At 60.5% G+C, this 25,942-nt stretch carries 28 protein-coding genes; 16 read left to right on the forward strand and 12 right to left on the reverse strand.

All coding sequences use genetic code 11. The annotated features are described in order from the left end of the window. Positions 1 to 532 precede the first annotated feature (532 nt). Together J1G37_RS09520 and J1G37_RS09525 are read right to left on the reverse strand one after the other, a co-directional pair. Positions 533 to 2,014, reverse strand: coding sequence for a methyl-accepting chemotaxis protein (locus J1G37_RS09520; RefSeq protein ID WP_207041347.1), 1,482 nt, complete (start codon positions 2,012 to 2,014; stop codon positions 533 to 535). A gap of 96 nt (positions 2,015 to 2,110) precedes the next feature. After that, positions 2,111 to 2,917: a TatD family hydrolase gene (locus J1G37_RS09525; protein ID WP_207041349.1), complete on the reverse strand. Its 807-nt coding sequence runs from the start codon at positions 2,915 to 2,917 to the stop codon at positions 2,111 to 2,113. 236 nt (positions 2,918 to 3,153) lie between these two features. Here J1G37_RS09525 and J1G37_RS09530 point away from each other — a divergent pair, with 236 nt between their 5' ends. The 3 genes from J1G37_RS09530 (at position 3,154) to J1G37_RS09540 (ending at position 5,673) form a co-directional block, all read left to right on the forward strand. Next, positions 3,154 to 4,584 carry a transglycosylase SLT domain-containing protein gene (locus J1G37_RS09530; RefSeq protein WP_207041351.1) on the forward strand — a complete coding sequence of 477 codons (1,431 nt, stop codon included), beginning with the start codon at positions 3,154 to 3,156 and terminating at the stop codon, positions 4,582 to 4,584. A 94-nt stretch (positions 4,585 to 4,678) separates the two neighbouring features. Beyond that, the gene (locus tag J1G37_RS09535) at positions 4,679 to 5,113 is read left to right on the forward strand and encodes a DoxX family protein (RefSeq protein WP_207041352.1); all 435 of its coding nucleotides are present in this window, start codon (positions 4,679 to 4,681) and stop codon (positions 5,111 to 5,113) included. Between the two features lie 251 nt (positions 5,114 to 5,364). Next, a complete protein-coding gene (locus J1G37_RS09540; protein WP_026136480.1) occupies positions 5,365 to 5,673 on the forward strand; it encodes a hypothetical protein in 309 nt (102 codons plus the stop codon). 6 nt (positions 5,674 to 5,679) lie between these two features. Here the strand turns inward: J1G37_RS09540 and J1G37_RS09545 are convergent, their stop codons facing one another. The 3 genes from J1G37_RS09545 to J1G37_RS09555 are packed head-to-tail and all read right to left on the reverse strand — an operon-like array spanning position 5,680 to position 9,044. After that, a complete protein-coding gene (locus J1G37_RS09545; RefSeq protein ID WP_207041354.1) occupies positions 5,680 to 7,380 on the reverse strand; it encodes a Gldg family protein in 1,701 nt (566 codons plus the stop codon). A gap of 15 nt (positions 7,381 to 7,395) precedes the next feature. Next, entirely contained in the window at positions 7,396 to 8,121 is a 726-nt protein-coding gene (locus J1G37_RS09550; RefSeq protein WP_207041356.1) for an ABC transporter permease, read from the reverse strand. Then, positions 8,118 to 9,044: an ABC transporter ATP-binding protein gene (locus J1G37_RS09555; protein ID WP_207041358.1), complete on the reverse strand. Its 927-nt coding sequence runs from the start codon at positions 9,042 to 9,044 to the stop codon at positions 8,118 to 8,120. The genes J1G37_RS09550 and J1G37_RS09555 overlap by 4 nt, the downstream gene beginning before the upstream one ends. A gap of 254 nt (positions 9,045 to 9,298) precedes the next feature. Here J1G37_RS09555 and J1G37_RS09560 point away from each other — a divergent pair, with 254 nt between their 5' ends. Beyond that, positions 9,299 to 10,429: a hypothetical protein gene (locus J1G37_RS09560; protein ID WP_207041360.1), complete on the forward strand. Its 1,131-nt coding sequence runs from the start codon at positions 9,299 to 9,301 to the stop codon at positions 10,427 to 10,429. A gap of 125 nt (positions 10,430 to 10,554) precedes the next feature. Next, positions 10,555 to 11,028 (forward strand): transcription elongation factor GreB, encoded by a 474-nt coding sequence (gene greB, locus J1G37_RS09565; protein ID WP_207041362.1) that lies wholly within the window; start codon positions 10,555 to 10,557, stop codon positions 11,026 to 11,028. Between the two features lie 42 nt (positions 11,029 to 11,070). On the opposite strand, the gene J1G37_RS09570 is transcribed toward greB, so the two are convergent. Both J1G37_RS09570 and J1G37_RS09575 read right to left on the reverse strand, forming a co-directional pair. Then, positions 11,071 to 13,581, reverse strand: a complete 2,511-nt coding sequence (locus J1G37_RS09570) for an ABC transporter permease (RefSeq protein ID WP_207041364.1) — start codon at positions 13,579 to 13,581, stop codon at positions 11,071 to 11,073. Then, entirely contained in the window at positions 13,581 to 14,264 is a 684-nt protein-coding gene (locus J1G37_RS09575; protein ID WP_005786391.1) for an ABC transporter ATP-binding protein, read from the reverse strand. Before J1G37_RS09575 ends, J1G37_RS09570 begins: the two co-directional genes overlap by 1 nt. Positions 14,265 to 14,274: 10 nt before the next feature. On the opposite strand from J1G37_RS09575, the gene J1G37_RS09580 reads away from it, so the two are divergent. From J1G37_RS09580 to J1G37_RS09590, 3 genes are all read left to right on the forward strand, one after another. After that, positions 14,275 to 14,880, forward strand: a complete 606-nt coding sequence (locus tag J1G37_RS09580) for an arylesterase (RefSeq protein WP_207041365.1) — start codon at positions 14,275 to 14,277, stop codon at positions 14,878 to 14,880. Between the two features lie 58 nt (positions 14,881 to 14,938). Next, positions 14,939 to 15,229, forward strand: coding sequence for a hypothetical protein (locus J1G37_RS09585; protein ID WP_192298733.1), 291 nt, complete (start codon positions 14,939 to 14,941; stop codon positions 15,227 to 15,229). An 85-nt stretch (positions 15,230 to 15,314) separates the two neighbouring features. Next, positions 15,315 to 16,283 (forward strand): L,D-transpeptidase family protein, encoded by a 969-nt coding sequence (locus J1G37_RS09590; RefSeq protein ID WP_207041367.1) that lies wholly within the window; start codon positions 15,315 to 15,317, stop codon positions 16,281 to 16,283. A 136-nt stretch (positions 16,284 to 16,419) separates the two neighbouring features. Here J1G37_RS09590 and oprI read toward each other — a convergent pair whose 3' ends face one another. Continuing rightward, entirely contained in the window at positions 16,420 to 16,671 is a 252-nt protein-coding gene (oprI, locus tag J1G37_RS09595) for an outer membrane lipoprotei OprI (protein WP_003172710.1), read from the reverse strand. Between the two features lie 611 nt (positions 16,672 to 17,282). On the opposite strand from oprI, the gene J1G37_RS09600 reads away from it, so the two are divergent. After that, a complete protein-coding gene (locus J1G37_RS09600; RefSeq protein WP_003233387.1) occupies positions 17,283 to 17,564 on the forward strand; it encodes a GNAT family N-acetyltransferase in 282 nt (93 codons plus the stop codon). Between the two features lie 66 nt (positions 17,565 to 17,630). Here J1G37_RS09600 and J1G37_RS09605 read toward each other — a convergent pair whose 3' ends face one another. Both J1G37_RS09605 and J1G37_RS09610 read right to left on the reverse strand, forming a co-directional pair. Further along, complete coding sequence (locus J1G37_RS09605; protein WP_124527136.1) at positions 17,631 to 18,707, reverse strand: 3-deoxy-7-phosphoheptulonate synthase; 1,077 nt, start codon at positions 18,705 to 18,707, stop codon at positions 17,631 to 17,633. Positions 18,708 to 18,837: 130 nt separating this feature from the next. After that, positions 18,838 to 19,272: a PilZ domain-containing protein gene (locus tag J1G37_RS09610; RefSeq protein ID WP_017734423.1), complete on the reverse strand. Its 435-nt coding sequence runs from the start codon at positions 19,270 to 19,272 to the stop codon at positions 18,838 to 18,840. Between J1G37_RS09610 and J1G37_RS09615 the strand changes: the two genes are divergently transcribed. The 5 genes from J1G37_RS09615 to cysB all read left to right on the forward strand — a co-directional run bounded on the left by J1G37_RS09615 (position 19,271) and on the right by cysB (position 23,190). Beyond that, on the forward strand, positions 19,271 to 19,657 hold the full coding sequence (locus tag J1G37_RS09615) for a thioredoxin (RefSeq protein ID WP_207041369.1): 387 nt from the start codon (positions 19,271 to 19,273) through the stop codon (positions 19,655 to 19,657). The two genes, J1G37_RS09610 and J1G37_RS09615, sit on opposite strands and share 2 nt — an antisense overlap. Beyond that, on the forward strand, positions 19,654 to 20,607 hold the full coding sequence (locus J1G37_RS09620; protein ID WP_207041371.1) for a putative 2-dehydropantoate 2-reductase: 954 nt from the start codon (positions 19,654 to 19,656) through the stop codon (positions 20,605 to 20,607). The genes J1G37_RS09615 and J1G37_RS09620 overlap by 4 nt, the downstream gene beginning before the upstream one ends. Before the next feature lie 15 nt (positions 20,608 to 20,622). Next, entirely contained in the window at positions 20,623 to 21,540 is a 918-nt protein-coding gene (locus J1G37_RS09625; RefSeq protein ID WP_207041372.1) for a 5'-nucleotidase, read from the forward strand. A 71-nt stretch (positions 21,541 to 21,611) separates the two neighbouring features. Then, complete coding sequence (locus tag J1G37_RS09630) at positions 21,612 to 22,112, forward strand: universal stress protein (RefSeq protein WP_207041373.1); 501 nt, start codon at positions 21,612 to 21,614, stop codon at positions 22,110 to 22,112. 103 nt (positions 22,113 to 22,215) lie between these two features. Then, complete coding sequence (cysB, locus tag J1G37_RS09635; RefSeq protein WP_017734418.1) at positions 22,216 to 23,190, forward strand: HTH-type transcriptional regulator CysB; 975 nt, start codon at positions 22,216 to 22,218, stop codon at positions 23,188 to 23,190. A gap of 5 nt (positions 23,191 to 23,195) precedes the next feature. Here the strand turns inward: cysB and J1G37_RS09640 are convergent, their stop codons facing one another. Together J1G37_RS09640 and J1G37_RS09645 are read right to left on the reverse strand one after the other, a co-directional pair. Further along, positions 23,196 to 23,678: a GreA/GreB family elongation factor gene (locus J1G37_RS09640; RefSeq protein WP_124527714.1), complete on the reverse strand. Its 483-nt coding sequence runs from the start codon at positions 23,676 to 23,678 to the stop codon at positions 23,196 to 23,198. Positions 23,679 to 23,683: 5 nt separating this feature from the next. Beyond that, a complete protein-coding gene (locus J1G37_RS09645) occupies positions 23,684 to 24,052 on the reverse strand; it encodes a hypothetical protein (RefSeq protein WP_207041374.1) in 369 nt (122 codons plus the stop codon). A 132-nt stretch (positions 24,053 to 24,184) separates the two neighbouring features. On the opposite strand from J1G37_RS09645, the gene earP reads away from it, so the two are divergent. Beyond that, the gene (gene earP, locus J1G37_RS09650) at positions 24,185 to 25,318 is read left to right on the forward strand and encodes an elongation factor P maturation arginine rhamnosyltransferase EarP (RefSeq protein WP_207041375.1); all 1,134 of its coding nucleotides are present in this window, start codon (positions 24,185 to 24,187) and stop codon (positions 25,316 to 25,318) included. Positions 25,319 to 25,367: 49 nt separating this feature from the next. Then, positions 25,368 to 25,940, forward strand: coding sequence for an elongation factor P (locus tag J1G37_RS09655; protein ID WP_017734414.1), 573 nt, complete (start codon positions 25,368 to 25,370; stop codon positions 25,938 to 25,940). Positions 25,941 to 25,942: the final 2 nt, after the last annotated feature.

The following is a 25,942-nucleotide window of genomic DNA, read 5'->3' on the forward strand; positions in this document are numbered from 1 at the left end:
GGGCGGGGCGGCGAATCAAGGCTGGCTATGGGGGCTATAGGGATCTGCACAACTTTCAGCATTGCTGCTGTACCCGTGACGGCCGGGCGATTTTTACCGGGTGTAAACCGGTTCAAAATGTGGGAGCTGGCTTGCCTGCGATAGCTATGTGTGAGGCGCTGGAGGGCTTTGGGTCGGAGTACATATCCGTTGCTGCGGTAACGGCCACTTAGGGTTCCGCTCTTACAGCGGCTCACTTTTGGAGGGACCCAAAAGTAAGCAAAAGGTCCTCGCCCCACCACTCGGCACCTCGCTTAGGCTCGGTGTGCCCTCACTCCGGCTTGAATCCGTGGGCCGCCGTCATGGGCCATCCTTGGCCCAGGACGGCTAACCCGGCGTCCTGCCGGGTTACCCACGGATTCAAGCCTGCGTTCGGCCAGCGTGGTTGACGGGGCGCCTAAGATCAAAAGCTGAAAAGCCAGAGCCAGAGCCAGAGCCAGAGCCAGAGCCAGAGCCAGAGCGAGAGCCAGAGCGAGAGCCAGCCTGCGTTAACTTACAACTTAAGTTGCCCAATGGCCTTGCTCAACTCGCCCGCCAAGGTCGCCAGCTCATTACTGGTGGTTGCCGACTCCACGGTTTGTTGCACGGTGTTTTCGGTGACGTCGCGAATGCTCACCACTGCCCGGTTCATCTCTTCTGCCACATGGCTTTGCTGCTCGGCGGCGACGGCGATCTGGGTGTTGCTCTCGCGCATCTGCGCCACGGCGCTGGTGATTTCGGCGAGGGCGTTACCGGCTTCGAGGGCTTGTTGCACGCAGTCATCGGCCTTGAACGAGCTTTCCTGCATAAAGTCCACCGCGTCGCGGGTGCCGGCTTGCAGGGCGGAGACCATTCGGGTGATTTCGTCGGTGGAGCTTTGCACGCGCTTGGCCAGGTTGCGCACTTCGTCGGCGACCACCGCAAAGCCACGGCCCATTTCGCCGGCGCGGGCGGCTTCGATGGCGGCGTTGAGGGCGAGCAGGTTGGTCTGTTCGGCGATGCTGTGGATCACCCCGACCACGCCGTTGATTTTCTGGCTGTCTTCGGCCAGTTTCTGGATCATCTCGGCGGTCTGCTGCACGCCGGTGGACAGCCCGGCAATCGAGCGTTGCACGCGGGTCACTACTTCCTGGCCGCTGCCGGCGAGGGAGTCGGCGGTCTGGGACAGGTCGCGGGTGGCGCCGGCGTGTTGGGCGATGTGGTAGACGGTGGCGGTCATCTCGTTGATGGCAGTGGCGGCCTGGTCGGTTTCGCTTTGCTGGCCGAGCATGCCGTGTTGCACCTCGTTCATGCTGCTGGCCAGGCGTGCGGCGCCGTCATCCAGTTGCTGGGCGGTGCGCGCCACGGTGTTGACCACCCGTTGGTAGCCGGCCTGCATGGCGTTGAAGGCGCTGGCCATCTGCCCGACTTCATCCTTGCACGCCAGTGGCACACGGGCGGAGAGGTCGCCGGTTTTTTCCACGTGCAGCATCACGTCCTTGAGGGTGTTGAGCTGGCTGAGCAGGAAGCGGATCAGCAACTGCGATGCACCGAGCATCGCCAGCATCAGGATGGCGACGGCGACGGCGTAGTTGGCAAAGCGATCTTCAAAGACCTGGCTCAAGCTTGGCGCGTAGGCCAGCACCGCAACGTACTGGCCGTCGGCGCGGGCCACCACGTCGGCGCCCAGCAGTGGGTTTTCGCCGAACCAGGGCATGTGGTTGAGTTCGACCCAGCCCGTGGCGCTGCCCAGGGCTGTCAGATCCTGATCCGCCAGTTGTGGGACTTGGCCACGGGAAAAGGCCAGCCAGTGCTCGCCCTTGGGCAACGGTGTGCCGGCTGGCCAGGCGCTGAGCACGCGCGCCTGGGCCTGCGCCGACGCTTGGGAAGCGTCGCTGCGCGCTTGTTGTTCGAGCTGCACGGCGTACAGCACCAGCAACAAGGTGGTGATGAAAGCGACCGCGTTGACGGCCCAGAATTTGTACTTCAGCGAGATGTTGCTAAGCCAGGCACCCATGGAAGGTTTTCTCTGATAGCGGAAACAGCATTGGCAAGGTGCCAGTATTGTGCCGCTATTCAGGAAAGCGCTTTTGACATGGGTCAATGCGCCGCATTACTCCACGGCGGGCAAGCCAAAAAACGCGCGGGCACAGGCGCTGCTGTGCTCGGCCAGGTCTTCCTCGGTCTCGTTGCGATGCAGGGCGACTTCGCGCAGCACTTCGGGCAGATAGGCCGGTTCGTTGCGGCCGTTTTTCGGCTTGGGCCGCAGGGTGCGCGGCAGCAGGTAGGGCGCGTCGCTTTCCAGCATCAGGCGACCCCGGGGAATTTCCCTGACCAGCGGGTGCAGGTGCGTCCCACGGCGCTCGTCGCAGATCCAGCCGGTAATGCCGATGTGCAAATCCAGGTCGAGGTAGCTGAACAGCGCCTGCTGCTCGCCGGTGAAGCAATGCACCACGGCGGCGCTCAGGTGGTCGCGGTAGTCCTTGAGGATGTCCAGCAGGCGCTGATTGGCGTCACGTTCGTGGAGGAACACCGGCAGTTTCAGCTCGACGGCCAGGGCCAGGTGTTCTTCGAGGACTTTTTCCTGTTGCGGGCGGGGGGAGAAATCCCGGTTGAAATCCAGCCCGCATTCGCCCACCGCACGCACGCGGCTTTCGCTGAGCAAACCGCGCAGGCGCTGGGCGCTGTCGCCATTCCAGTCGCTGGCGGAGTGGGGGTGGATGCCGGCGGTGCTGAACAGGCGCTGGCCGCTTTCATCGAGTTTTACGCAGAGTTCCAGGGCCTGTTCGCTGCCGTCGAGGCTGGTGCCGGTGAGGATCAATTGTTGCACGCCAGCGGCGTAGGCACGGTCGAGCACGGCCTGGTGCTTCTCGTCGAAACTGGGGTTGGTCAGGTTGACGCCGATATCAATGAGTTGCATGGTGCTATCTCCGCCTGCGGCCGGAAAGCATATCAGAGCTGTAGATTTATAAGAAAAACGAAGAACTACAACGAGTTATCGCTGTCTTTGAACGTCGCAACCGACATCGTGGTTGGCTGAACGCTTTGCCCTGTGTCACCGTTGCGCGTCTTGCCAGCGCTGAAAGCGCTCTGTTTCTGACCCCCACCGCCTCGTATTTCGCGAGGGCGTTGGCCAGTTTTCTTTCCGGAGAGCGGATGATCCGACCCTCGGCGTCTCTTATGTTGTGCCTGACGTTGCTGCTGCCCATGACGGCGGTCGCGCGTCTCGACGGGCCGCTGGAAGTGACCAAGCCCGGCAAGGTCCGCGACCTGGCGGAAATTCGCGCCAGCCGTACCCTGCGTGTATTGGTCAACCAGAGCCGCAACAGTTCCGGCGAAGTGCAAGGCCAGGCCATCGGCGTCGAATACCATCGCCTGCGCGCCTTTGAGCAATACCTCAACGGCCACGCCCGCGATGGCCAGGAGATCAACCTCAAGATCATTCCCAAGGCCAAGGACCAGTTGCTCGGCGCCCTGGCCCGTGGCGAAGGTGACTTGGTCGCCCCCGGTGAACTGCTCGACGTCAAGGCCGCGCACAAGATCAGCACCAGTGACCCGATTGCCAGCGGCGTACCGTTATGGCTGGTGGGGGTGAAGGGCGAACGGCGGTTTACCAAGCTGGAGCAACTGTCCGGGCGCACCCTGGCGCTGACCACCGGCAGTGCGGCGGCGGACGCCATCAACCAGGTCAACCAGAAGCTGGCACTGCACAAGCAGCCGCCGGTGAAAGTGGAATGGGTTGATCCGACCCTGGCCGTGGAAGATGTGCTGGAGATGGTCCACGCGGGTATTTTCCACCTGACCATTGTGGAGAAGCCGATTGCCGAACGGTGGTCGAAGATCTTGCCCAAGCTGCGCTTCGACAAGCAGGTGGCCATCAGCGAACCGGGCGACGAGTACTGGTTCGTACGCCAGGACGCGTCGATGCTGCGCGCGAGCATTGATCGATTCCTCAAGACCTATCACACGCCTTCCGACCAGGATGTGGCGTTCCAGCGCATCTACCGCCGCCTGTATCAAGTGCGCAATCCGCTGGCGCGTGTAGACCGCCAGCGCCTGGAAAAACTGCGTCCGGTCTTGCAAAAGCACGCCCGCGAGCAGGGCATGGACTGGTTGAACCTTGCCGCGCTGGCCTTCAAGGAGTCCGCCCTCGACCCCGGCGCACGCAACAGTGGCGGGCCCACCGGGCTGATGCAGATAACCCCGTCGGCGGCGCAGCGGGTGGGTGTCAACAACATCGAAAGCCTGGACAGCAATGTGCAGGCGGGCGCTCGCTACCTGGCGATGATCCGCCGCAAATTCTTCGCCAGCCCCAAGCTCAACGAGCGCGAGCGCATGGCGTTTGTCTTGGCGGCTTACAACATGGGCCCGGAGCGGGTGCAGGGGATGCGCACCGAGGCCAAGCGCCGGGGGCTGAACCCCAACCAGTGGTTCTTCCAGGTTGAGCGTATTGCCATGGAGCAGGTGGGAATGGGCAGCGTCAGCTATGTTAATAGCGTCAACAAATACTACTTGGCATTCGATCGGGAGCGGGAGTCCCTGGAGCCACCGGTGCCGAAAATCGCCTCACGGAAGCAATCGATTTAATCGATATTAATCAGGCATTTTTTCGGCTTTTATCATTCCATAAACTGATTAATATAGCGGCCAACCAACCCCTACATCGAAAAGGATTACCCCCATGAGCCCACTGATCAAAAACCTGCTGTCCACCCGCGCCGGTTACGGCCTGACCATTGTGCGTATTGTTGTCGGCGTGATTTTTGCCGCTCACGGTTCGCAGAAACTCTTCGGCTGGTTTGGCGGCTATGGTCTGGCAGGCACTGCCCAGTGGATGGAAAGCATCGGCCTGGCGCCGGGTACTTTGATGGCACTGTTGTCCGGCGGTACTGAATTTTTTGCCGGCCTGGCGCTGATCATTGGTTTGCTGGTACGCCCAGCGGCCTTGGGCCTGACCATTCTGTCGGTGGTCGCGATCTTCTCGGTGCATATCCACAACGGTCTGTTCATGGCCAACAATGGTTATGAGTTTGCACTGGCCTTGCTGGGCGGCTCGCTGGCCGTGTTGTTCGAAGGTGCCGGCAAGCTGTCTGCCGACCGCGCCATCGCCAACTGAGCCACCTGCAACACCCTATCCAGGCCCGCCATGTGCGGGCCTTTTCGTTGCGCGCAATTCTTGACATGGCCCCGTCGGCTTCTCTAGGATGCCCGCTCATGCGCCGATTTAAACAGCTAATTGCGGGGCGCCATGGGTGGCCGTTATCGGTCCCGACAGAAGCAATCACTTTGCTTCGAAATTCCGCTAAAGCGCTGGTTCGGTGTTGCCTCTCACCTGCCCGCAGACTTTTGAGGCAGAGACACGACACGATGACCGCACTACGCCCCCTCATACGCTTGGCCCCGATCACCGCTGACCTGACTCAGCGCAACCCGAAAATCCTCTTGGGCGGCAAACACCAGCCGACGCTGCTGCGTTACCTGGATGGCTGGCCGCGTCGTACCGGCCGGCCTTCGGCGTTCCTGATCCAGTTTGTCGAAGACGGCGATTCCCTCGCCCGTTTTGCCAATAACAGCTTTGACCTTGCGGTCATCCAGGCACCCAGCGCCGCTGACGCCGATGAGGTGATCCGTCACCTGACACGCGTTGCCAGGCAAGGGCTGATCGCGCGTCGCTAAGTCGTTTCACGGTGTTACGTGTCGACGCCGCCGTCGCAGATACAGGCCCCAGGCCGTCAGGCAGAGCAGTATGGGTATCGGTGCGCTCACCCCCAGCTTGATGTTTTGCACCAGGCGATCCAGCGGCGCATATACCGCCACTTTCAGTGCATGCAGTTCCATCGCCAGGCGCAGGCGCTCCTTGTTGTGCGCTTGTAATTGGGCATTGGTATTGACGGTTTCGGTACCCAAGGTTGTCACGGCTGGGTTCAAGCGCTGCCACTCGTATTCTGTTTGCGCCAGGCGCCGCTCCAGTTCGCGTGCCTGTTCCTGGTAGGCGCGTGCGGTGGCCTTGCGCTGGTTCTCCAGGCCATGCAGCGCGTATTCCGTCAGTGGCCGTGGGCGTATGTCGGCAAGCGCTTGAGGCGCTGCCAGGTTATCCAATGTGTTCAATACAAACAGGCTGTTGCTGTGGGGCGTCGATCGAGTTGACGGGCGCACGAGCAAGTCTGTGTCCGCCACCACCACTACCTGAATCTGCGCCGCCTTCTGCAACCCGGGGGCTTGGCCACCAATACCGTCGGGAAACGCCGAATAGGCCGGCCCCTCAAGGCGGGCGGCGATCACGTGACGTTCCCCGCCTGGAGACGGTTCGCCAGCATCGGACGATTTGCCAACCTTGCCGGCCTCCAGCAATGCAGACTGTTCGGAGCTGTACAGCAGGGGGGTGAAGCGTGTGCGGTGCTTGTCGAGGGGGAAGAGGGCGCCGCTGCTCGATACGCTGACAGCGTCCAGTTTCCAGGTGCTGATATCGTTTGCGGCCATTGCCTGCCTGGGCAGGCTCAGTGTGGTGGGAACGGTCCCCAAGGGCGCTTGCGTGGCATAGCGACTGTCGATCAACACCTGGCCGGCCGGCATACGGATGCCCCAGCTGGACAGCAGCGCCTCCAGCCGAGGGTTAAGGGCTTGTTGCCTTGAACCCTGTTCGCTCAGTGGGTCGATAAACACCATCAGTTTGCCACCACCCAGTACAAATTGATCAATGGCGTACAAGGCCTGTTCAGGTAGCGTCCGAGGGTGCACAAGCATGAGCGCTTTGATGTGCGCCGGCACGCGGTGCACGCTCGGCTCCAGCTCTACCACGCTCAAGTGCCGCTGCAGGTCCTGTAGCAGGGGGCCGGCCAGTTCCTTGATCGGCAGCCCGGATAGCAGGCCGATGGCTGGCGGTTGCGGGTGGAGTAACTGGTTGATCAAGTGGCCGATTTCATATTCCAGCAACGCTGCACGGTCGGCGCTGAACGATGTAATGCGTTGCGCGGCCTGACCGTCTCGGGTGCCAATGAGGCCAAAGAATCCCGCTTCGTCTTCCAGCCCATAGAGCCCTGCCCTGTAGGCGTCCTCTGAAAAAGCGCCTGGGTCGATAATGTGCAGATTGATCATGCCCTGTGCTGCCACTTCGAACGCCTTGAGCGTTTCCTCTACGCGCTTGGCATAGCGTTGGGTGGCGTGGCTTTTTTTCGGGTGACCGTTTGAATTGAAGTAATAAAGATCCAGCGGACTGTCCAGGGATGCCAGTAATTGCTGTGCAGGCGCCGATAGAGTATTGGTTTTCGAGTGTGAGACGTCCCAGCGCAGATCAGGCAGTTTAACGACCCACACCAGGTTAAAGGCCAGGAAAACCAACAGTAGGACCACCAGTGTCATACCGGCGTGCAGTGCGGATCGCATCGAGAACGCTCCCTCTCAGCTGTTTTTGTAGTTGAGGATGACGGTCGTCGCAGCGAGCGAGGCCACTATGACGCTGATAAAGTAAAGACAGTCTCGAAGAACAATCACGCCGTGATCAATCTGAGTGAAGCGTGACAGTGGGCTTAAGGACGCCACACTATCGATTACCCAGATTGGGGCTTGGTGCTCCAGTGCATCCAGTACACTGGAAAGTCCGCTGATCACCAGCAGAATGCTCAAGGTTAGTATGAATATAATCAGATGATGACGGCTCAGGGCACATATAAGACAGCCGATGGAAAGATAACTTCCGGCGAGCAGCCAGCTGGCCAGATATTGCGTGGCAATCACGGCGTTGTCTGCGCTCCCTAAAAGGTTGACCATCACGACAATGGGCAGTGTCAATGCCAGTGTCATTGCAGTTATGACCCAGGCAGCGAAGAATTTACCGATGATCAATTCGGCGTTTGTCACAGGCAGTGTGATGAGTAAATCACTAAGGCCCGTTTCATGTTCGTCGGCCCAGAGTTGCGTAGAGAGTGCGGGGATTAATAACAGATACAGCCAGGGGTGTAATTGGAAAAAGTCTTGCAGGTCAGTGCTGTTTTGCTCCAGTAACTGGCTGTTGTGTAGTCCAAGCGTAGTTGAAAGTGCCAGAAAAACTGCGATGCTCAAGTAGGTTGCTGGCGCGCAGAGGTAGCGGGCAAGTTGGCGCTTGATAATAGACGGCAGCATATTCAAAGGGACGCCCCTTGGCTTAAGTGATGGACGACGTCGTTCAGGCGGCCAGGCTCCAGGTTCAGTGCGGTTATTTGCCAGCCGCGTTTGGCAATCAGGGCGCTGATCGGGGGGTAGATGGCGTGGCCCGGCATGGCGAGAACGGTGACGGTACCAGGGCTACGGCGGTCCTCCTCAATGCCGGCAACACCCGGCAGTACGGCCAATGCCAGCAGGTCCAGCGGCGTATCCGCTGCCAGGGTGACTGCCCCGTAGTACCGAGAGCTGCGCTGTAGCTCGGGCAAGGGGGTGTCTGCCAGCAGGCGGCCCCCGCCAATGACCAGGGCGCGGGTGCAGATTCCCGACAGCGCATCACAATCCCGGGTGGCGACAATCACGGTCATCTCTTCGGCCAGCGTCTGGATGAGCGCGCGAATTTTGCACTGTTGATACGGGGAAAGGCCCTCGGTTGGCTCATCCAGCAACAGCACGCCGGGGTCATGCAAGATGGCTTGCGCCAGCGCAACCTTGCGTTGCAACCCCATGGGGAGTGCGTTGAGCGGTTCGTTGAGTACGGCCGACAGCTCCAGTTGCATGGTGATCCGGTCAAGGCGTTTGCGTTTTTCGGCGCCGCCGAACCTGCGAAAAGTGGCGATAAGGTTGAGGAAACCTGCGACAGACATCGTCGAATGGTTGATGCCGGGTTCAGGCTGGTAGCCTACCGCCTGGGCTACTTGAAGCCGATGGGTTCGTGTATTGAACCCCAGTATGCTCACGTGCCCGGAAGAGGGTTTGAGCAGGCCGGCCATCAGCTTCAGGAGTGCCGTTTTACCCGCGCCTCCATGCCCGAACAAACCTATGCATTCTTGGCTTTGGGCCACCAATGAAAGATCGTTGATAACATGCTGTTTGCCCAATTTTCTGGTCAGGTTACTTATCTCGATCATTATGCTTTTCTGCTGCATTAGTTTCGCAATATATATGAAGAGGCAAGCGCTTTGGTTGACGTGTGTCGGGGCTCGGGTTAAAAAATAGTACGTTCAATGCAGGGGCTTGGAAACGCGCAGGGGGATGAATAAGATTACTCCTACGTTCAGCCTTGCAGCTCGCTGAAACAATTGTTTTGTGAGTGGTGTTTGATGGTGGAATGTTTATTTGATGTTTATTTGAAGTTTATTCATTGGCGCGAGGCCCAACAATCATGATGCTTCTACGTACCCTTGTTCTTGCACGCTCCGGTGCGGATGCTCCGATCAATGGCGCACTGCTTTGTGGTTTTGCCGTGCCTCAGATCAGTTCAAACTTTCTGGTGTATAGCCTGGATGAAGAGGCGGAGCCAGGTAGTTCCCGGGTATATATCGCAGCCTTGCGTAAGAAACTTGAGCGTTATTATTTGGGTGGTGTCGATGTGCAAGCCGATTTGCAACTGGCGATGCAGGTATTCAAGCAGATATTGACGTGGGCGGCCTCTGGGGTGAAAGCCAGTGGCGCTACCGATACCCAGACGCCTTATCACTTCATCGACTTGAAAGGCTGCAAGTTACCCCCGGCACGGCCAGAGGATCACCACTCCCTGATCATCAAGAAAGCCCTGGTGATGAAAGTCATTACCTTGGGAACATCGGCTCCCGCGTCACCCGCTATTGAAAGCACTGCTGTGGTAGTGCCTTCCATTCGTTTCTCTTCTCAAATGGTATCGCCGCCCCAGGCTGCAAGCAGGCCTGAACCGCCCCAGCCGGCGATGCTTGAGCCGACGGCTGAGGTTCCCCGTGCACCTTTGCCACTGAGTGAGCCGCCATTTGAAACGCTGGGCGCGTCAATTGAAGCCCCGTCATTGTTTGAGGTGGATAGCACGCTGACCAGCCTTGCGCGCGTCGCCCAGGAGCTGACCCAACAGAAAATGGTGGTACTCAAGAAAGAGGCAGCACTTGAGCAGTGGCAAGTTCAACTGCAGCAAGGCCAGGCTGAGCTTGAGCAAAAGCGCCAGGAGTTGGCGAGCCGAACCCAGGAAAACGAGACCGCCCTGCAAATGCGGACGCAGGCCTTGGAGAATCGTGAAGGTCGCTTGGCGAGTGCCTCGGCCGTCTATCAACAGGCGCAGCAGCAAATGGATGAGCGAACCGATGCCCTTGAGAAGCGTGTGGCCCAGGTGCACGCCCAAGAGTTGGTGGTTCATCGCAAAGGCGAGCAGTTGGCAGCCATGCTTTTGCAGTTTTCCGGTTTGCGTCAGCGCATGCAGGTCATGCTCCCTGAGTTGGATCAAGTGGTGGGCGATTTCGACGGTACCGAGCGCACGGCATCGATGGTCGATCTTCGTTCGATGTCGACGTGATGCAGTTTGTCCGCGGGCCTGGCTACTTTTCCCTGTTCATTTATCATCAGGCTCTGTTCGCCGACGCCATGCCTTGATGCAATGGCGTAGTGGGGTCAATGAGCATTTTCCGGGGATGAAGGCGTTTGAGCACCAAGCTGATTACCAAAGAAGGTCATGAAGCGCTGAAAAAAGAGTTGGATTACCTGTGGCGGGAAAAGCGCCCGGATACCACACGCAAAGTGACGTGGGCGGCGTCCCTGGGGGATCGCAGCGAGAACGCGGACTACCAGTACAACAAGAAGCTGCTGCGTGAGATCGACCGTCGCGTGCGCTACCTGCGCAAGCGCCTGGAAGATATGCGGGTGGTGGAATATATGCCGGAGCAGGAAGGACGGGTATTTTTCGGCGCCTGGGTCGATATTGAAAACGAGCAAGGCGAGACCAAGCGTTTTCGCATCGTGGGCTATGACGAGATCTATGACCGGATGGATTACATCTCCATCGATTCCCCCATGGCCAGGGCGCTGCTGCGCAAGGAAGTCGACGATGAGGCCATGGTGCAGACGCCAAATGGCGAGGCCTGCTGGTGGATTACCGCGATCGAGTATGTGAAGTAGGCCAGGACGGCCCGTACCTGCGGGGTACGGGCCGTCGGCGTGTCAGCCTTCGCGCAGCACGGTCAGTGGGCTGGCGTTCAGTGCGCGGCGCGTGCCGAACACGCCGGCAGCACCGATCAGCACGGCACCGAGCACCGGCAGTAGCAACAGCCACGGGTGAGGGTGCCAGGCAAGATCAAAGGCATAGCGGTACAACACCAGCGTCACCAGTTCCGTGCCCAGCGCCGCCAGCAGCCCGCTGACCGCGCCCAGCAAGCCGAACTCGATACGCCGTGCCTTGATCAGCAGCTTGCGTTCGGCACCCAGTGCCCGCAGCAATGCGCCCTGGCGGATTCGCTCATCCAGGGTGGCCTGCAAACCGGAGAACAGCACCGCCATCCCGGCTGCCAATACAAACAACAGCACGTACTCCACCGCCAAGGTCACCTGGGCGAGGATGCTGCGCAATTGCTCCAGCAAGGCCTCGACTTGCAGGATGGTCACCGCCGGGAACGCCCGGGATAGATCGACGATCTGTTGGTCATGCCCAGGGGCCAGGTAGAAGCTGGTCAGGTAGGTGGCCGGCAGGTCCTTCAGGGTGCCAGGCTGGAAGATCATGAAGAAGTTAGGCTGGAAGTTATCCCAGTTGATGGTCCGCAAGCTGGTGACGCGCGCCTCGCGGTTTTCCCCGGCGACGGTGAACACCAGGTGGTCATTGAGCTTGAGCTTGAGGCTTTCAGCGACCTTGGCCTCTACCGATACCCCGGGAATCTCATCCGTTGGCTGCGACGACCACCAGGCCCCGGCCGTGAGGACGTTACCCGGTGGCAGGTCGGCGGCCCAGGTCAGGCTCAGGTCGCGCTGCACGGCACGGTCTCCGCTGGAGTCCTTGCTGACAATCGCCTGTACCGCTTCGCCATTGATGCTGATCAGGCGCCCTGGGACCACCGGGTACAGCGGCGCCGATTGGGCCTGCAAGGTCAGCAGGCGAGCACTGAAGGCGTCGGTGTCGGCGGGCAGGATGTTCAGTGCGAAGTAGTTGGGGGCGTCCTTGGGCAACTGGTTCTGCCAGGTGTCGAGCAGCTCGCCACGCAACAGGGCGATCAGCCCCATCGACAGCAGGATCAGGCCAAACGCCAGGGATTGGCCGGCTGCCGCCAGTGGGTGGCGCAGCAATTGGCCCAGCCCCAGCCGCCACGGCAGTGATGCGCGCGCCAGTAGCTTGCGCAGGCTTTGCAGCAACAGCAGGAGCAGGCCGCCGAGGATCAGTGCGGCAATCACCCCGCCGCCGAGCAAGGCGAAGGTCAGCACCAGGTCGAGGCTCAGGCGCCACATGATCAGGCCCAGGGCGAACAGCGCTGCGCCGTAGACCATCCAGGTGCTGGAGGCGATGGGTAGCAGGTCGCGGCGCAACACGCGCAGGGGTGGTACGCGGCCCAGTGCGGCCAGCGGCGGCAGGGCGAAACCGGCGAGGGCGACCAGCCCGGTGCCGATTCCGGCGACGGCCGGCAACAGGCCGCCGGGCGGTACGTCGGCCGGCAGCAGGTCGTGCAGGAAGTAGAACAGGCCAAATTGCGCCAGCCAGCCGAGCAGGGCGCCCGTCAGGCTGGCCAGCAAGCCCAGTACGCTCAGTTGCAGGCTGAACAGCAGCATGGTTTCGCGGCGCGACAAACCGAGGCAGCGCAGCAGTGCGCTGGCGTCGAAACGGCGGCTGGCGAAGCGGTTGGCCGACAACGCCACGGCCACGCCGGCCAGCAGTACGGCGACCAGGCTGGCCATGTTCAAATAGCGTTCGGCCTTGCCCAGGGCGCCGCCGATCTGCTGGTTGCCGTCCCGCGAGTCTTGCAAGCGCTGGTTGGCGGCGAGGCCCGGCTTGATAAGGTCGCGATAGGTTTGCAGGGTCGTGCTGTCGGGTGGCGCGCGCCACAGTTCGCGGTAGCTGACGCGGCTGCCGGGCTGGACCACGCCGGTGGCGTCCAGGTCGGCCAGGTTGATCATCACGCGTGGCGTAAGGCTGTAGAAGTTGCCGGCACGGTCGGGTTCATAGGTCAGGATGCGGGCCAGGCGCAGGGTCTTCATGCCCACGTCGATGCTGTCGCCGACTTTCAGGCTCAGCGCCGTCAGCAGGCGTGCCTCCACCCAGGCTTCGCCGGGTTTCGGGCCGCCACCTGGGGTTTCTTCGGCGAAGGGCTCGGCGGCGCTTTTCAGTTCGCCGCGCAGTGGGTACTGCTCGTTGACCGCTTTGATGCTGGAGAGCTGGATGCCATTGTCGGTGGCGATAACGCTGGAAAATTCGACGATGCGTGCATGGTCCAGGCCCAGCTCGGTGCCGGATCTGATTTGTTCGGGACGCGCGGGCGAGCTGCCTTCGAGCACCAGGTCGGCCCCCAGGAACTCGGTGGCGCGCAACAGCATGGCGCCGTTGAGGCGCGCACCGAAGTAACCGATGGCCGTACTGGCGGACACCGCCACCAGCAGGGCGAAAAACAACACGCGCAATTCACCGGCGCGGGCATCGCGCAGGAGTTGGCGCATGGCCAGGCTGAACAGACGCAATAGCGGCAAACGTGCCATCAAGGCTCCAGGGGCGCGACCATCAGGCCGGCTTCAAGGCGGATCAGGCGTCGGCAGCGGTGTGCCAGGCGCTCGTCGTGGGTCACCAGCACCAGGGTCGTGCCGCTCTCTTTGTTCAGTTCGAACAGCAGGTCGCTGATGCGCTCGCCGGTGTGGCTGTCGAGGTTGCCGGTGGGTTCATCGGCAAACAGCACGTCCGGTTCGGCGGCGAAGGCGCGGGCAATCGCCACGCGTTGCTGCTCGCCACCGGACAGCTGGCGGGGCGAGTGGGTCAGGCGCTGGCCCAGGCCGACACGTTCGAGCAGGTGCCGGGCGCGCTCGCGGGCGTCTTTGCGGCCGTCCAGCTCCAGCGGCAGCATGACGTTTTCGAGGGCGTTGAGGCTGTCGAGCAGTTGAAACGACTGGAACACAAAGCCCACGTGTTCGGCACGGATGCGTGCGCGCTGGTCTTCGTCCAGCGTACTGAGGGCTTGGCCGGCGAGGGTGACTTCGCCGCTGCTGGGCAGGTCGAGGCCGGCGAGCAGGCCGAGGAGGGTGGATTTGCCGGAACCGGAGCTGCCGACGATAGCCAGGCTATCGCCCTTGTTCAGTTCCAGGCTCAGTTCGTGCAGGATAGTCAGTTCACCTTCCGCGCTGGGAACCACTTTGCTAAGGTTCCGCGCGGTGAGAATGCTTGCGCCCATGGAGAATCCGATGCGAATGTGGTTTTTGAGTGCTGGCCTGGCCTTGATGTGCGTGGCCCAGAGCGCAGCGGCGGGTACAGTCCTGATCGTTGGCGATAGTATCAGTGCCGGTTTCGGCCTGGATACCAGCAAAGGGTGGGTCGCGCTGCTCGAACAACGGCTCAAGCGCGAAGGTTTCGACGATAAAGTGGTCAATGCCTCCATCAGCGGCGACACCAGTGCCGGGGGCCTCGCGCGGCTGCCGGCGGCGCTTGCAGAGCATAAACCGGAACTGGTGATCATCGAACTGGGCGGCAATGACGGCCTGCGTGGTCAGCCTCCGGCGCAATTGCAACAAAATCTTGCCTCGATGATTGACCAGTCCAAGGCCATTGGCGCCAAGGTGCTGTTGCTGGGCATGCAATTGCCGCCGAACTACGGCCCGCGCTACACCAACGCCTTTGCTGAAGTGTACGGCAGCCTGGCCAAGGAAAAAGCCGTGCCGCTGGTGCCGTTTTTCCTTGAAGGTATCGGTGGCCACCCGGAGTTGATGCAGGCTGACGGGCTGCACCCGGCGGTCGGCGCCCAGGGCAAGTTGCTGGAAAATGTCTGGCCGACGCTAAAACCGCTGTTATGACGCTTTTCTACCGGCAGGCTTTCGGCTAAGGTGGCGCCCCCCCGATCTGGAGCCCCCGATGTCACGCCCTGCCTGGTCCCTGTTCAACTACCAACTGATCGAGCCTGACGAGCAGTTGGATCTGTTCGCCTGCCAGGAAGTCCGGGTGCATCTGGTGGCACGCCAATTGGAGCTGGGCGGCACGATTGACCGCACGTTATGCGGCACCTTGCTGCCAGCCCAGCCTCGTTGGTCATCGGTGGATCGTGCGATTTTCCAGGACCAGCGGCTGTGCCCGTTGTGTCGGGCGATCCTCGAATCCCAGAAGCGCGGCACGCCGCTGATCTGGCCGGAGCTGCGCTTCGAGTAGTCTCGGGGGCAGATGGATGCTCCCGGCGTGCTTCACGTATACAATCAGTTTTTTCCTACCCGTCGTTCTGCGAAGGATTTTCCGGATGTTGTCGCGCCTCTCCGTCGTCACCTGCTGCCTGTCCCTTGCTGCCGTTTGCGCAGCCGGTCCTGCAGCGGCCCTGCAGTTGCCATTGCCACCACCGGGCGAAGACATCGTTGGCCAGGTCCAGGTGATCAAGGCCAAGTACGAAGACACCTTTGCCGACCTGGGCACCACCTACGACCTGGGCTACTCGGAGATGGTCGCGGCCAACCCGGGTGTGGATGCCTGGCTGCCGGGTGCTGGCACCGAGATCGTGTTGCCGACGCGCTTCATCCTGCCGCCCGGCCCACGGGAAGGCATCGTGATCAACCTGGCGGAATACCGGCTTTACTACTACCCGAAGGGGCAGAACGTCGTCTACACCTTCCCGCTGGGGATTGGTCGTGAAGGCTGGGGCTCGCCCATCGCCCATACCAGCATCATCGCGAAGACGCCGAACCCGACCTGGACCCCGCCTGCGTCGATCAAGGCCGAGCACGCCGCCAATGGCGATCCGTTGCCCAACGTGGTACCTGCCGGCCCGAACAATCCGCTGGGGCCATTCAAGTTCACCCTGGGCACGCCGGGTTATCTGATCCACGGCTCCAACATGAAATTTGGCATCGGCACGCGGACCAGCCACGGCTGCTTCCGCATGTTCAACAACAACGTACTGGAAATGGCCGGCATGGTGCCGGTGGGCACGTCGGTGCGCATCATCAACGATGCCTACAAGTTCGGCAGCAGCGGCGGCAAGGTTTACCTTGAAGCGCACACGCCGTTGAATGATGACGGCACGCCGTCGGTGGTCGATAAGCACACGGCAGTGATCAACGCCTTGCTCATGCGCGAAGACCTGGCCAATAACCTGCGGGTGAACTGGGATCAGGTGCGTGATGTGGTCGCCGCGGAAGACGGCTTGCCGACTGAAATCGGTGTGCCCGGTGGCGCGCCGATCGCCGCCAGTGCCCCGATCGATCTGCAGCAGTAAAGCTGCCGGATCAAAAGCCCGCCACGGTCTTGCGCTGAGGCGGGCTTTTTTATTGCCTGGAGTTCAGTGCCGAATCCCAGGCAATAAAAAAGCCGACCCATAAATGGATCGGCTTGATAACAACCCCGAGGGATTATTACTTGCGGCTAGCTTTTTCAAGCATACGCAGAGCGCGCTCGTTAGCTTCGTCAGCAGTCTGTTGTGCTTTTTGAGCAGCAGCCAGAGCTTCATCAGCTTTACGGTAGGCTTCGTCTGCACGAGCCTGGGAGCGAGCTGCTGCGTCTTCAGTTGCAGTCAGACGAGCTTCGGTTTCTTTGGAGACGCTGCTGCAACCGGTAGCCAGAACTGCGGCCAGAGCCAGAGCAGAGAATTTCAGAACGTTGTTCATCGTGTTCCCCTTCAAGGACTTTCTATTAAATAGCTACTTGCTCAGAGTGAGCAAAAGCCGGCGTACATACTACCCATTACTTGTAGTAAGTAAACTGACGTAGCGCAAGAAGCAAAAAAAATTCTCGCGCCGAATCTATTTTGGCTAATCTTTTGAAGGTTTGTATAAAAACCGTTCAATTTTTTTCAATCGGATGTGCATTGGATCCCGTCTGAAAGCTACGGCCCGCATGCGTCGGGCTGGGTACGTGGAAAGATATTTATATATCGGCACCTGTTCTTTTGTTCCGCTTGGCGTTACCCCGTCTCGCATCTTTTACGCATGTAGAGGTGACTTTAAGAGCGCCTGTTCGTCTCAAGCTTCAACTGCCGGCAATGTTCAGGCTATCGATCACCGGTTGATCGATGCCCTTTCTATAACCGCCAGCGGCGGGGGGATGATGAGCGCGCCTTGAGCAATTTCAGGATTGGTGCCTACTATTCCCTACGTGCTGGTTGTGAGCGCTAGAGGTTTCTCGTTGTCGAAACCGGCACGGGGTGGCGTAGATGTTCCTTCGCCGGGAAAACATCGGTAAGGTAGGGGTCGAAATCCAAGACCCGCGAGGAGTAGTGATGAGCGAGGCGTTGTCCATCCACCATGACCAGGCTGGTCATCAGTTCGAGACCAATGTGGACGGTCATCGTGCCTACCTGACCTACATGGACCTCGGGAAGCAGACCCTGGATATTTATCGGACCTTCGTGCCCAACGCACTGCGCGGCCGGGGTATTGCAGCGGCGCTGACCGAGGAAGCCCTGAAGTTTGCCGAAGAGTCCGGCTACACGGTGATCCCGTCCTGCTCCTATGTCGAACGCTACATGGAGCGCCACCAGCGCCATGCGGCGAAGCTGTAAGGCATTAAAACAGCACCATGAAAAACGCCGGGCTTAGCCCGGCGTTTTTGTGTGCGCAGTGCGGGTTCAGGTGCGTTTGCGTTTCGGCAAGACGTCCTTGAGCTTGGCGTGCATGCTGCGCAGGGTGTTTTCGGTGGCCGCCCAGTCGATGCAGGCATCGGTGATCGACACGCCGTACTGCAAGTCGGCCAGGTCTTTTGGAATGGCCTGGCAACCCCAGTTCAAGTGGCTCTCGACCATCAGGCCGATGATCGACTGGTTGCCTTCCAGGATCTGATTGGCGACGTTCTCCATCACCAGCGGTTGCAGCGCCGGGTCCTTGTTGGAGTTGGCGTGGCTGCAATCGACCATGATGTTCGGCTTGATCTTGGCCTTGTTCAGCGCCTGTTCGCACAGGGCAACGCTGACCGAATCATAGTTGGGCTTGCCGTTGCCGCCGCGCAGGACCACGTGACCGTAGGCGTTGCCTTTGGTGGTGACGATGGAAACGCCACCTTCCTGGTTGATCCCCAGGAAACGGTGCGGGCTGGAGACCGATTGCAGCGCGTTGATCGCCACGGTCAGGCCGCCGTCGGTGCCGTTCTTGAAACCCACGGCCGACGACAGGCCGGACGCCATTTCGCGGTGGGTCTGGGATTCGGTGGTGCGTGCGCCGATGGCCGACCAACTGATCAGGTCCTGCAGGTACTGCGGGGAGATCGGGTCCAGCGCTTCGGTGGCGGTGGGCAGGCCCATTTCAGCCAGGTCCAGCAGCAGCTGACGGCCGATGTGCAAACCGTCCTGGATCTTGAACGAGTCGTCCAGGTACGGATCGTTGATCAAGCCTTTCCAGCCGACGGTGGTACGCGGTTTCTCGAAATAGACGCGCATCACCAGGTACAGGGTGTCGGACACTTCCGCCGCCAGCACCTTGAGGCGCTCGGCGTACTCGTGGGCCGCCTTGAGGTCGTGGATCGAGCAAGGCCCGATGACGACGAAGAGGCGATGGTCGGTGCCGTCGAGAATCTCACGGATGACTTCGCGGCCCTTGGTGACGGTCTGCAGGGCAGCGTCGCTCAGGGGGATTTCGCGCTTGAGCTGATCGGGCGTGATCAGGGTCTCGTTGGATTCGACGTTTAGGTCATTGATCGGTAAATCAGCCATCGTTTACTCGTCAGGGTCACGGGTGCCGGCCGCCAGCCATCCCCGTGCGGCGGAGCACAGCATGATTTGAATGCAGGGGGGAGGAACCTTAGCGCGTAACACGGGCCCGCGACAATGGGCAAAGCCCGCTTTAATCCAGTGCTGGCGCCGCAAAGGCCTCATGGGAGAACTCGACGGCATGGCGCGACACCCACTCGCGCGCCAGGGCTTCGAATTGTTCGGGCGTCGGTTCGGCGTCTTCGTGCTGGCGGCAATAGCGCTCTATCCGGCATGCTTGCTCACCCATCCGTGCACCAAACAGGGCATGCTCATCGGTAAACGCGATGCCGATGCGATAGCCGTCCGCGACCTTGCGGCACCATGCCACGTAGCCCGGATAACGCGCGCTGGGCCCCAGGGAGGGAATGTGCAGGTCAACCGCCGTACCCTGGCGCCAGGCGCGCGGCCACTGGCAGGCGATGCCGCCCAGGCCGATCGTGAGCAGGCGTTGACGGGGAATGGCGGGGGAGGGACGTTGTGTTAACTCGACAGCGACATCATCAGGGTGAGGTAAAAAACGACCCATGTACACGGACTCCGAGCACCGTCCTGTTGACGGCGGCAGCAGCAGTATAGTGAAGGAACTGGAATTGACCGACCTGGATATTGACCAGCAATTGCTGGGATTGCCAGGCCTTTCTCTGCTGGTGTTTACCAGCGTGGGGTGTTCCAGTTGCCGTTGGGCACGCCAGCAGTTACCCGGTTGGTCATTGCCGGTGGACCGCGTGTGCTGGGTGGACGCCGGCCACAACGGCGGCGCGGTTGAACGCTACCAGATCTTTCATTTGCCGGCGTTGTTCGTGGTGTGCGAGGGTCAGTTTCTTGGGCAATTGCAGACGCGCCTTACAGCATCCGACCTTGCCGACAGCATCAATCTAGCCCTTACCCGCATTCCAGAGGATCTGCCATGACCGCACCATCGCCACGCATTGGCATCATCGGCACCGGCGCTATCGGTGGTTTCTACGGCGTGATGCTGGCCCGTGCCGGCTTTGACGTGCACTTCCTGCTGCGCAGCGAGTACGCGGCGGTCAGCAAGCAGGGCCTGCGCATCAATAGCAGCGTGCACGGCCCTTTGCATCTGCAGCCGGTGCAGGCCTATGCCAGCGCCGCCGATATGCCACCGTGTGACTGGCTGCTGGTGGGCACCAAATCCACCGGCAACGTGGACCTGGCCCCAACCATCGCCCAGGTCGCGGCGCCGGATGCCAAGGTGGTGCTCCTGCAAAACGGCCTGGATGTCGAAGACAGCCTGCGCGAACACCTGCCCGCTTCGCTGCATCTGCTGGGCGGCTTGTGCTACATCGGCGTGCACCGTTCCGGGCCCGGCGTGGTTGAGCATCAGGCCCTGGGCCGGGTCAACCTGGGTTATCACAGCGGCACCGCGGCCAATGATGAAGCGCAGCAGAAGGCGATTGTCGACGCCGGCGCGGCGTTGTTCCACCAGGCGGGCATCGAGTCCCAGGCCATGGCCAATGTGCATCAGGCACGCTGGCACAAGCTGGTGTGGAACGTGCCGTACAACGGCCTTTCGGTGTTGTTGGGCACGGGTACGACGGCGATGATGGCCGATGAGTCCAGCCGCGAACTGATCCAGGCGCTGATGGCCGAAGTCGTGGCGGGCGCCCACGCCTGCGGCCATGAGATCCCTGCCAGCTACGCCGAACAGATGTTCGCCATGACCGAAACCATGGACGATTACCTGCCCAGCATGTACCACGACCATGTCCACAAGCGCCCGCTGGAACTGGCCGCCATCTACGCACGGCCGTTAGCCGCCGCCAAGGCCGCCGGTTGCGAGTTGCCACGGATACAGGCGCTGTATCAGGCGTTGAGTTTTATTGATCGGCATAACCGCTGATTCGGAGGGCATACGATGGCGAAGGGATTGGGCGACAAACTGGTGCTGGCGATTTCTTCGCGGGCGCTGTTCGACCTGAGCGACAGCCACAAGGTCTACCTGGCCCAGGGTGTGGAGGCGTACCGCCAATACCAGATCGAACATGAGGAAGAAGTCCTCGCGACCGGCGATGCGTTTGCGCTGGTCAAAAAGCTCTTGAGCCTCAACGCCAGCCTCGGTCGTGCCCGGGTCGAAGTGGTATTGGTGTCGCGCAACAGTGCCGACACCGGCTTGCGGGTGTTCAATTCGATCCAGCACTACGGCCTGGATATTTCCCGCGCCGCTTTCGTAGGCGGGCGTAGTCCCTATCCTTATTTGGCGGCCTTCGGTTGCCATCTGTTTCTTTCGACCCATGCTGAAGATGTACGCAGCGCCCTCGATGCTGGCTTTGCCGCGGCGACGATTTTGTCCGGCGGCCCGAACCGCGCGAGCAGCGACGAACTGCGCATCGCGTTTGACGGCGATGCGGTACTGTTTTCCGATGAGTCGGAGCGTGTGTACCAGGCCGGAGGGCTGGAGGCGTTCCAGGCCAGCGAGCGGGAGTCGGCGCGCCAGCCGTTGCATGGCGGCCCCTTCAAGGGCTTTTTGGCGGCACTCAATTTGTTGCAGCGCGAGTTCCCGCAGGAGGCGTGCCCGATCCGCACCGCGTTGGTCACCGCTCGCTCGGCGCCGTCCCACGAGCGGGTGATTCGTACCCTGCGCGAGTGGGACATCCGCCTGGACGAGTCGTTGTTTCTCGGCGGCCTGGAAAAATCCGCTTTTCTGGAGGCGTTTGCCGCCGATGTGTTTTTCGATGACCAGGCCGGTCATTGCGAGAAAGCCAGGGAGGTGGTGGCCACCGGGCATGTGCCCCACGGCATCAGCAATGAGGTAAGGGGTCAGACCGAGAGCTAAGCCAATCGAAGTCGTTGATGCGCTGCTAAGCTCATTCAATCTCCGCCATCCTGGCTATCCAGGGGGGTTCTATGATTCGTTCGATGTTGTACGCCACGGACCTCGGTCTGTATGCGCCTTATGTGATGCAACACGCACTGGCACTGGCGCGAACGTTCAAGGCGGACCTGTATGTGATCCATGTGGTCGAGCCCATCGGGCTGTTCGCCGAATCGGTGTTGCAAAGCTACCTTGATGAGAAGGCCCTGAGTGAATGGCAGAGCCAGGGGCTGACCACGGTCATGGCGACCATCGAGCAACGGGTGCTGGACAGTTTTCGCGAGGAGTTGGGGGACGGTGAGCAAGACCTGAAGCTGATCCGCTCGGTACGGGTGATCCAGGGGGACCCCTGCGAGGTGATACTCGACCAGTTGCGTAAACTGTCTGTCGATCTGTTGATCGTCGGCAGTCATAGCCATGCAACGGCGGCGGCCACACCGCTTGGACGCACCGCTGCACGGGTGCTGCAACTGTCTACGGTGCCGGTTTACCTGGTGCCCTCGCTACAGCGTCGACGCAGTGACGACACGTGAGGGTAGAAAACGATAAAAAGTTCTAGATTTATCTGTCTAACCTTTAATATAGTTATATACCGTCGCTGATACCCGTGGCGTCTATCTGCTTTGAGGGATACATATGAAGCTTCAACAACTGCGCTACATCTGGGAAGTGGCGCACCACGACCTCAACGTTTCCGCTACGGCTCAAAGCCTTTACACCTCGCAACCGGGTATCAGCAAGCAGATCCGCCTGCTCGAAGACGAGCTGGGCGTTGAAGTATTCGCTCGCAGCGGCAAGCACCTCACCCGTGTGACCCCGGCCGGTGAGCGCATCATCACCACCGCTGGCGAGATCCTGCGTAAAGTCGAAAGCATCAAGCAGATCGCCCAGGAATTCTCCAACGAGAAAAAGGGCACGCTGTCCATCGCCACTACCCACACCCAGGCACGTTACGCGTTGCCACCGGTGATCCGCGATTTCATCAAGCAATACCCGGACGTGGCCCTGCACATGCACCAGGGTTCGCCGATGCAGATCGCCGAGATGGCCGCTGATGGCACCGTCGATTTCGCCATTGCCACCGAAGCCCTGGAGCTGTTCGGTGACCTGGTGATGATGCCGTGCTACCGCTGGAACCGTTGCGTGGTGGTGCCGCAAGGTCACCCGCTGGCCAAGCTGCCGAAACTGACCCTGGAAGCCCTGGCCGAATACCCGATCGTGACGTACGTGTTCGGTTTCACTGGCCGTTCCAAGCTCGACGAAGCCTTCAGCCATCGCGGTCTTACGCCGAAAGTCGTGTTCACCGCTGCCGACGCCGACGTGATCAAGACCTACGTGCGCCTGGGCCTGGGCGTGGGCATCGTCGCCAAGATGGCGGTGGACACCAACCTCGACAAAGACCTGGTGGTGCTCGACGCCAGCGAGCTGTTCGAATCCAGCGTGACCAAGATCGGCTTCCGTCGCGGTACCTTCCTGCGTGGCTTCATGTGCGACTTCATCGAGAAGTTCGCCCCGCACCTGACTCGCGAAGTCATGGCCAAGGCGATCCAGTGCCACAACAAGCAGGAACTGGAAGAGCTGTTCGAAGGCGTTGAACTGCCCGTCCACTGAGTGGCTTATTTGGCCTCGGTAACCGTAAAGTGTTGCCGGGCGCCCGCCACCAGAATCTCCACCTCATCACCTTCGAACTTGCCCAGCAGGCTTTTGCCCAGGGGCGAGCGAGGGGTGATGACGGTCACCGGTTGCCCCACCACATCCACCTTCAAGCCTGCGCCATCCGGCGCGAGGAACAGCCATTGCTGGCGGCCGTTCTCGTCTTCCAGGCCCAGTAGCGCGCCAATTTCTATACCCCGTTGATCATCGTAGGCCCGCAGTGGCAGGTTCTGGCACAGCGTCAGCGCCTGCTTGATCTCTTCGACGCGCTTGGCTTGCCCGGCCGCGAGGTAGGACGCTTCCAGCCCCAGGGTGTCGTACTTGTTCTCGGCGATGTTTTCTTCGTGGGTCGCGGTTTCGTAGGCGGTTTGCGCAGCGCGTTGGGCGATGTCGAGATCGACGCTGAGTTTTTCCAGGATCAGTGAATGGACGGCGTGTTTATTCATGGTCATCAATCGCAGAATTGCAGGACATTGGCCCGGGTCTTTTCGTTGGGGGCGTTCTGGTCCTGTTGCAGCCAGAACTGGCATTTGGGGTTGGACAGGTTGCGCGCATTGTTGCGGGCCTGGTCCAGGGTTTGTTGCTGTTCCTGCTTGTGCAGGTTCTGTTGATACTGCTCGAACATACGGTTTGGTTGTTCAGGCGCCACTTCCACCGGCTTGCCCAGTTGTTGCACCGCCTGCGCCACCGGCGCCAGGCTTTCTGGGAACAGGTAGCGCGACGCCAGCCAGGCGGTCAGCGCAAGGGCGACAAACCCCAGCCATACGCCAAACGCGATGGCGGCACTGAGCTTGAACAACGACAACGGACGATCAGACATGGCGGCCTCCTGGCAGGCATTTGCGGCGTGGCGGCGATTGTCGCACAGCCATCGTGCAGAATAATCGCGATCAAGTCTTCTGCATCGGCGCATTTATACGGACAATCGAGCCTTTAAGCGTTGGAGCCCGGAATGAAAGCCCGCTGGGATATTTTTTGCAGCGTCGTCGATAACTACGGCGACATCGGCGTGACCTGGCGCCTGGCCCGGCAACTGGTGGCAGAACATGGCTGTGACGTGCGTTTGTGGGTCGATGACCTGCGTGCTTTCGAGCGCATGTGCCCCGAGGTCGACGTACAGCTTGGCCAGCAATGGCAGGCCGGCGTCGAAGTGCGCCACTGGCCGGCCGAGTGGCAGGGCGCGGCAGCAGCGGATGTGGTGATTGCCGCGTTCGCTTGCCAACTGCCGCCTGACTATATGGACGCCATGGCCGCGCGCGAACGCCCGCCGTTGTGGATGAACCTGGATTACCTGAGCGCCGAGGATTGGGTCGTGGGCTGCCACCGGTTGCCTTCGGTGAAGTTCAAGGGCGTGCAGAAGTACTTCTTCTTTCCTGGCTTCAGGCCGGGTACGGGCGGGCTGTTGCGTGAGGCGGGGCTGCTTGAGCAGCGTCGGGCGTTTCAGCAGGATGCCGGCGCGCAGCAACAATTCCTGCAAACCCTGGGAGTATTTCCGGCAACAGGTGCGCGGCTGATCTCGCTGTTTGCCTACGAAAACGCCGGGCTCGCCGCGTGGCTGGACGTGTTATCGACGGACGGGCGTACCACCCATCTATTGGTGCCGGAAGGACGCATCCTGGGTGATGTGCAGCGTTGGCTGGGTGTCGAGGGGCTGGCGGTGGGCGACGTGCATCAGCGCGATGCCCTGACGGTGCAGGTGCTGCCGTTTGTGCGCCAGGACCAATATGACCGCCTGCTGTGGTGCTGCGAGTTCAATGCGGTGCGCGGCGAAGACTCCTTCGTGCGGGCGCAATGGGCCGGCCGGCCGCTGTTGTGGCACATCTACCGGCAGGATGAAGACATTCACCTCGACAAGCTCGACGCGTTTCTGGCGCTGTACACCGCCGCCTTGTCACCGGCGGCGCGGGCGGCCCTGATCACGCTGTGGCAAGCCTGGAACACGCAGGGCGATATGGCGCAACCGTGGAAAATGCTTATGGAGCACTGGCCAGAGCTCAGCCAACACGCCGAATCCTGGTGTCTGGAACAGGCCTTGCAGGCCGATCTTGCGACGGCGCTGGTACAGTTTTATGAAAGTTGGATATGATACGCCACCTTGAATTTTGTAAATCCCATCCAAATTTCGGATATATGCAATGAAAACTGGTAAAGAACTGAAACCCGGTACAGTGATCCGTCTCGAAAACGACCCTTGGCTGGTTCAGAAAGCTGAGTTCACCAAGTCTGGTCGTAACAGCGCAATCATGAAGACCAAGCTGAAGAACCTGCTGACCGGTTACAAGACCGAGATCGTTTACAGCGCCGACGACAAACTGGACGACGTAATCCTCGACCGCAAAGAAGCGACCCTGTCCTTCATCAGCGGCGACACCTACACGTTCATGGACACCACTGACTACACCATGTACGAGCTGAACGCTGAAGATATCGAAGCCGTTCTGCCGTTCGTTGAAGAAGGCATGGAAGACATCTGCGAAGCGATCTTCTTCGAAGACCGTCTGGTTTCCGTAGAACTGCCGACCACCATCGTGCGTCAGGTTGACTACACCGAAGGTTCCGCTCGCGGCGACACTTCGGGCAAGGTGATGAAGCCTGCCAAACTGAAAAACGGTACCGAGCTGGCTGTTGCAGATTTCATCGAAATCGGCGACATGATCGAGATCGACACCCGTGAAGGTGGTTCGTACAAAGGTCGCGCCAAGAAGTAATT

Origin of the sequence: Pseudomonas sp. Marseille-Q1929, from assembly GCF_017316265.1 — a bacterium.
Lineage (GTDB): Bacteria > Pseudomonadota > Gammaproteobacteria > Pseudomonadales > Pseudomonadaceae > Aquipseudomonas.

Bases quoted from the DNA above. Each gene is read 5' to 3' on its own strand.
- J1G37_RS09520 (WP_207041347.1), bottom strand. From the start codon at position 2,014: ATGGGTGCCTGGCTTAGCAACATCTCGCTGAAGTACAAATTCTGGGCC.
- J1G37_RS09525 (WP_207041349.1), bottom strand. From the start codon at position 2,917: ATGCAACTCATTGATATCGGCGTCAACCTGACCAACCCCAGTTTCGAC.
- J1G37_RS09530 (WP_207041351.1), top strand. From the start codon at position 3,154: ATGATCCGACCCTCGGCGTCTCTTATGTTGTGCCTGACGTTGCTGCTG.
- J1G37_RS09535 (WP_207041352.1), top strand. From the start codon at position 4,679: ATGAGCCCACTGATCAAAAACCTGCTGTCCACCCGCGCCGGTTACGGC.
- J1G37_RS09540 (WP_026136480.1), top strand. From the start codon at position 5,365: ATGACCGCACTACGCCCCCTCATACGCTTGGCCCCGATCACCGCTGAC.
- J1G37_RS09545 (WP_207041354.1), bottom strand. From the start codon at position 7,380: ATGCGATCCGCACTGCACGCCGGTATGACACTGGTGGTCCTACTGTTG.
- J1G37_RS09555 (WP_207041358.1), bottom strand. From the start codon at position 9,044: ATGATCGAGATAAGTAACCTGACCAGAAAATTGGGCAAACAGCATGTT.
- J1G37_RS09560 (WP_207041360.1), top strand. From the start codon at position 9,299: ATGATGCTTCTACGTACCCTTGTTCTTGCACGCTCCGGTGCGGATGCT.
- J1G37_RS09570 (WP_207041364.1), bottom strand. From the start codon at position 13,581: ATGGCACGTTTGCCGCTATTGCGTCTGTTCAGCCTGGCCATGCGCCAA.
- J1G37_RS09575 (WP_005786391.1), bottom strand. From the start codon at position 14,264: ATGGGCGCAAGCATTCTCACCGCGCGGAACCTTAGCAAAGTGGTTCCC.
- J1G37_RS09580 (WP_207041365.1), top strand. From the start codon at position 14,275: ATGCGAATGTGGTTTTTGAGTGCTGGCCTGGCCTTGATGTGCGTGGCC.
- J1G37_RS09585 (WP_192298733.1), top strand. From the start codon at position 14,939: ATGTCACGCCCTGCCTGGTCCCTGTTCAACTACCAACTGATCGAGCCT.
- J1G37_RS09590 (WP_207041367.1), top strand. From the start codon at position 15,315: ATGTTGTCGCGCCTCTCCGTCGTCACCTGCTGCCTGTCCCTTGCTGCC.
- oprI (WP_003172710.1), bottom strand. From the start codon at position 16,671: ATGAACAACGTTCTGAAATTCTCTGCTCTGGCTCTGGCCGCAGTTCTG.
- J1G37_RS09600 (WP_003233387.1), top strand. From the start codon at position 17,283: ATGAGCGAGGCGTTGTCCATCCACCATGACCAGGCTGGTCATCAGTTC.
- J1G37_RS09605 (WP_124527136.1), bottom strand. From the start codon at position 18,707: ATGGCTGATTTACCGATCAATGACCTAAACGTCGAATCCAACGAGACC.
- J1G37_RS09615 (WP_207041369.1), top strand. From the start codon at position 19,271: ATGTACACGGACTCCGAGCACCGTCCTGTTGACGGCGGCAGCAGCAGT.
- J1G37_RS09610 (WP_017734423.1), bottom strand. From the start codon at position 19,272: ATGGGTCGTTTTTTACCTCACCCTGATGATGTCGCTGTCGAGTTAACA.
- J1G37_RS09620 (WP_207041371.1), top strand. From the start codon at position 19,654: ATGACCGCACCATCGCCACGCATTGGCATCATCGGCACCGGCGCTATC.
- J1G37_RS09625 (WP_207041372.1), top strand. From the start codon at position 20,623: ATGGCGAAGGGATTGGGCGACAAACTGGTGCTGGCGATTTCTTCGCGG.
- J1G37_RS09630 (WP_207041373.1), top strand. From the start codon at position 21,612: ATGATTCGTTCGATGTTGTACGCCACGGACCTCGGTCTGTATGCGCCT.
- cysB (WP_017734418.1), top strand. From the start codon at position 22,216: ATGAAGCTTCAACAACTGCGCTACATCTGGGAAGTGGCGCACCACGAC.
- J1G37_RS09640 (WP_124527714.1), bottom strand. From the start codon at position 23,678: ATGAATAAACACGCCGTCCATTCACTGATCCTGGAAAAACTCAGCGTC.
- J1G37_RS09645 (WP_207041374.1), bottom strand. From the start codon at position 24,052: ATGTCTGATCGTCCGTTGTCGTTGTTCAAGCTCAGTGCCGCCATCGCG.
- earP (WP_207041375.1), top strand. From the start codon at position 24,185: ATGAAAGCCCGCTGGGATATTTTTTGCAGCGTCGTCGATAACTACGGC.
- J1G37_RS09655 (WP_017734414.1), top strand. From the start codon at position 25,368: ATGAAAACTGGTAAAGAACTGAAACCCGGTACAGTGATCCGTCTCGAA.